Origin of the sequence: Pseudomonas sp. 2VD (assembly GCF_005503585.1) — a bacterium.
GTDB lineage: Bacteria > Pseudomonadota > Gammaproteobacteria > Pseudomonadales > Pseudomonadaceae > Pseudomonas > Pseudomonas aeruginosa.
In genome coordinates, this window is the sequence record NZ_SCND01000478.1 from 1 (window position 1) to 3,842 (window position 3,842).

At 67.6% G+C, this 3,842-nt stretch carries 3 protein-coding genes; all 3 read right to left on the bottom strand.

The window, feature by feature from the left end; genetic code table 11:
- The coding region (locus FFS27_RS30075; protein WP_137952421.1) for a two-partner secretion domain-containing protein at window positions 1-913 on the bottom strand (913 nt) is incomplete at its 3' end.
- Between the two features lie 199 nt (window positions 914-1,112).
- The gene (locus FFS27_RS30080; protein WP_003085359.1) at window positions 1,113-2,291 is read right to left on the bottom strand and encodes a substrate-binding domain-containing protein; all 1,179 of its coding nucleotides are present in this window, start codon (window positions 2,289-2,291) and stop codon (window positions 1,113-1,115) included.
- A 513-nt stretch (window positions 2,292-2,804) separates the two neighbouring features.
- A partial coding sequence (gene gspF / locus FFS27_RS30085) for a type II secretion system inner membrane protein GspF (protein ID WP_116806238.1) occupies window positions 2,805-3,842 on the bottom strand: 1,038 nt, incomplete at its 5' end.

A 3,842-nucleotide genomic window follows, 5' to 3' on the forward strand; every position in this document is an offset into this window, starting at 1 on the left:
TCTCCACCTCGCTGCCGAGCAACAGCACGTAGCCGCCCGCCGCGGTGGAGCTGGCCGGATTGGCGGTCTGCAGCAAGGCGCCCTGCTCCACCCGCACCGCGCCGGCGGCGTCGGTGAAGCTCGGCTGGCTGCCGTTGGCGTCGAAATACAGGCCGCGTTCGCGGAACTGGCTGTCGCTGATGCTGGCGGCGGCAGCCACCAGGTTGCGTACGTTGACCTGGCTGCTGCCGCTGAACACCACACCGTTGCGGTTGGCCACCATCACCGTGCCGTCGGCCTTGATCTGGCCCTGGATCTGGCTCGGCCGGGCGCTCGGGTCGTTGACCCGGTTGAGCACCGCCCAGTTGCTCTGCTGGTCGAACTGCAGGGTGGTCTGCCGACCGATGTTGAAGGTTTCCCAGTTGAGGATCGCCCGATCCGCGGTCTGCTCTACCGTCACCGTGGTACGCCCGTCGGCCTGCGACTGCACTGGCGCCTTGGCGTTCTGCCAGGCCTGCTCGAAAGGCAGGGAAGCGTCCACTTTCAGGCCGCCCTCGCCCAGGCCGTCCGGGATGTCCGTCGGCGCCGCCAGCGCAGCCTGGCGTCCCGCCGCCTGGGCGGCCTGCTGCGCGGCGATGGCCGCCACGGTGTTGTTGAGGTTTTGCAGCGAACGCTGCAACTGCTGGTTGACCTTCTGCTGCTGGGCCAGCGGCGGTGGCGTCATGCCCGGCAACTGCGCGCCCGGACGCGCCGCCCCGGCGCTCTGCTGGGCGCCCTTGGCGGCGAACCAGGCGGCGCTGAACGGCTGGGAAGCCTGGGCGCCACCTGCAACCATGAGCAAGGCGATGATCTGTGCCAGCGGTTTCAGCCGCGGCAAGCCGCCATCGAGCGAAACGGTGACGGGGGACGACGGCACGAACGGACGAGACGGCATGACGCGAGATTCCTTGGGCGTGTTCAACTCGACGCGTCGGCTTGCCAACGCGCATTCCTGATAGAAAGACAGCCCGCAACAGGGCGGGCCGAAGTCTTGTCACGGAAAGTTCATGGAAAGCGGCTAAGCGCCGGAAAAAAAGAAACCGGCAGTGCTTGCGCACCGCCGGTCTCCGCTATCGCCCGTGGACTGGAGCGTCTTAGAGCGGACGGCCGATGCCGTTGCAGACGTTGGAATGGCCGATGTACAGGTTGTTGGTGGAGGTCAGGAACGACTGGCGTACGGCAAGCTTCCAGGAAGCCGGCAGCGGCACGAAGCGATGGTTGGTGATCGCAGTGTCGTTGTTGACGCTGGCGCCGTAGTGACGGGTGAAGAAGTCGCGCACCTGCTGGGTCTGGGTAGCGTCGGCGTAGCACTGGCTGAAGATCAGGTTGGTGAAGCCGAGGATCGGATAGCCGGTGGTCGGATACGGACGGACGCTCGGATCGGTCGCACTGGCAGTGGCGGCGAAGACCGGCACCCAGTTGTTCGGGTCTGAACGCTGTGCGGTGGTCGGCGGGGTAACGGCACCGATGGCTGCCGAGACGTTGGCCGGAGCCGGCGATACGCCGCGCACCTGGGCGACCTTGGTGGCGTCGTCGAGGCCGGCCAGCGTCGGCGCGGCGAAGTCCGGGCTCATATAGGTGATGCGGCCTTCGGCGGCGTTGAGCGTATTCATCACGGCCTGGCTGCCCTGGGCCGATACGGCGCCAGCCGGCAGGCCGCCGGAGAAGCTGTTACCGAAGCTGGTGGTGATGGCGAAGGTGCCACCTTCGAGGGCGCTGGAGCAAGAGGCGTTGAGGAAGCGGGTGAACAGTTCGGTAGTGCCGCTGCTCTCGGAACGGTAGACCACTGTGATGGCGCCGCTACGGCCCGAGCCAGGAATCTGACTCCAATCGGTCAGACGGCCGGAGAAGACACCGCAAAGGGTGTTCACGTCTGCGAAGTTGACGGCGTTGCTACCTGACTTGTTGAACGGCAGAGCGACCGAAGTGGCTACCGACGGCACCTGGATCAGCGGACCCCAGGCGGAGCCATGGGCGCTCAGATAGGGGTTGGTTTCGTTGGTCTTGCTCAGTTTGGAGTCGCTACCAGCCCAATGCACGTTCTTGTTGGTAGTGCCGGCGACGAACTTGGTGTAGTCGTTGTTCAGGAAGGCCGCCTTGCCGTTGCCGCTGCCTACGCCGATGTAGGCGGCGAAGCCGGCGGTCAGGACGCCGGGCTCCTGGTACAGCTGTTGCGGCAGGGTGGCGCCACCGCCGTTGATTTCGGCCATGGCTTGGGCGGATACGAGGGCGGCCACGCTCAGCGAGGCAGCGATCAGAGAGCGCTTGAACATGAAGAATCTCCTTTCATCGTGGTGTTGGTACGTTGAGGAAGTCGTCTTGCATGAGGCGGCGCCGTGCTTGCCGGGCTTTGCATCCCTAGCCGGTCGAAGGGGCCGCTGGGGATAAAACTCGCAAGTTCCGGTGACAGATCGGGGAAAAAATCTCGGGAGCATCGAATTGTTTTCGCAGCCTTTCCTCGGGTGTTCGCAGGCTCTGCGCCGGGCCTTTTCGCGGGACCTGCGAGGTTCCGCGAGCGCCTCCCGGCGGCCGGCCCGCGACGGCCATGGCGCGCCCTCGGGGCAACCTCGCTGAAACATGCACCCGAGCCCTGGCGAGGGGCCACACGGGTTGATGACAGCGAGAGGAAGGCCGGCTTGCACAAGCCCCTCCCGTAGGGCGGATTACGCCAGCGGCGTTATCCGCCGATACCTCTCTTCGGAAGACTGCTGAGACGCCCCATCCCCACGGCGGATAGCCGCGAGCGGTTAACCGCCCCGCACGGGAAGGGCTTGTTCAGGCACGGACTACTGGACCAGCTGGTTCATCTCGATGATCGGCATCAGCACCGCCATCACGATGGTCAGCACCACCCCGCCCATGACCACGATCATCAGCGGCTCGAGCAGCGCGGTCATGCCCATGGCGCGGCGCTCGATGTCGCGCGACAGGGTCTGCGCCGCGCGGTCGAGCATCGGCGGCAACGCGCCGGTCTTCTCGCCGCTGGCGATCAGGTGGGTGAGGATCGGCGGGAACACCTGCCGCGTGCGCAGCGCCGAGGCCAGCGAGACACCTTCGCGAACCTGCGCGGTGGCCTCCTCCACCGCCTGCGCGAGGCAGTCGTTGGCCAGCGTCTGGCGCGCCGCATCGAGCGCGCGCAGCAGCGGTACGCCGGCGCTGCCGAGGATCGCCAGGGTGGAGGCGAAGCGCGCGGTATTCACCCCGAGCACGAAGCGTCCGAGCAGAGGCAGGCGCAGCACTCGCCGGTGCCAGCCGAGCCGCGCCTGCGGGTCGCGCAGGTACAAGCGCCAGCCCCAGTAAGCGCCACCGATGGCGCCGGCGCAGAGCCAGCCCCAGGCGCGCACGAAGTCGCTGGCCTGGAGCATCGCCCGGGTCAGCGCCGGCAGATCCTGGCGCGCCTGGGAGAAGGCGCTGACCACCTGCGGCACCACGTAGCCGAGGAGGAAGATGACGATGCCGATGGAGACCACGCCGACCACCGCCGGGTAGATGAACGCGGTGAGGATCTTGCCGCGCAGGGCGTTGCGTTCCTCGATGTAGTCGGCCAGGCGCTCCATCACCTGGGCCAGGTCGCCGGACTCCTCGCCCGCCGCCACCAGCGCCCGGTAGATTTCCGGGAAGTCCCGCGGCCGTGCGGCAAGGGCGTCGGCCAGGCGCATGCCGCCGCGCACGTCGCTGCGCACGGCGCTCAGGGTCTGGGCGATGTGCTTGCGCTCGGCCTGGTCGAGGGTGGCGCTCAGCGCCGCCTCCAGCGGCAGGCTGGCGGCCAGCAGGCTGGCCAGCTGGCGGGTGGCCCAGGCCAGGTCGCCGTCGGACAGGCGCGG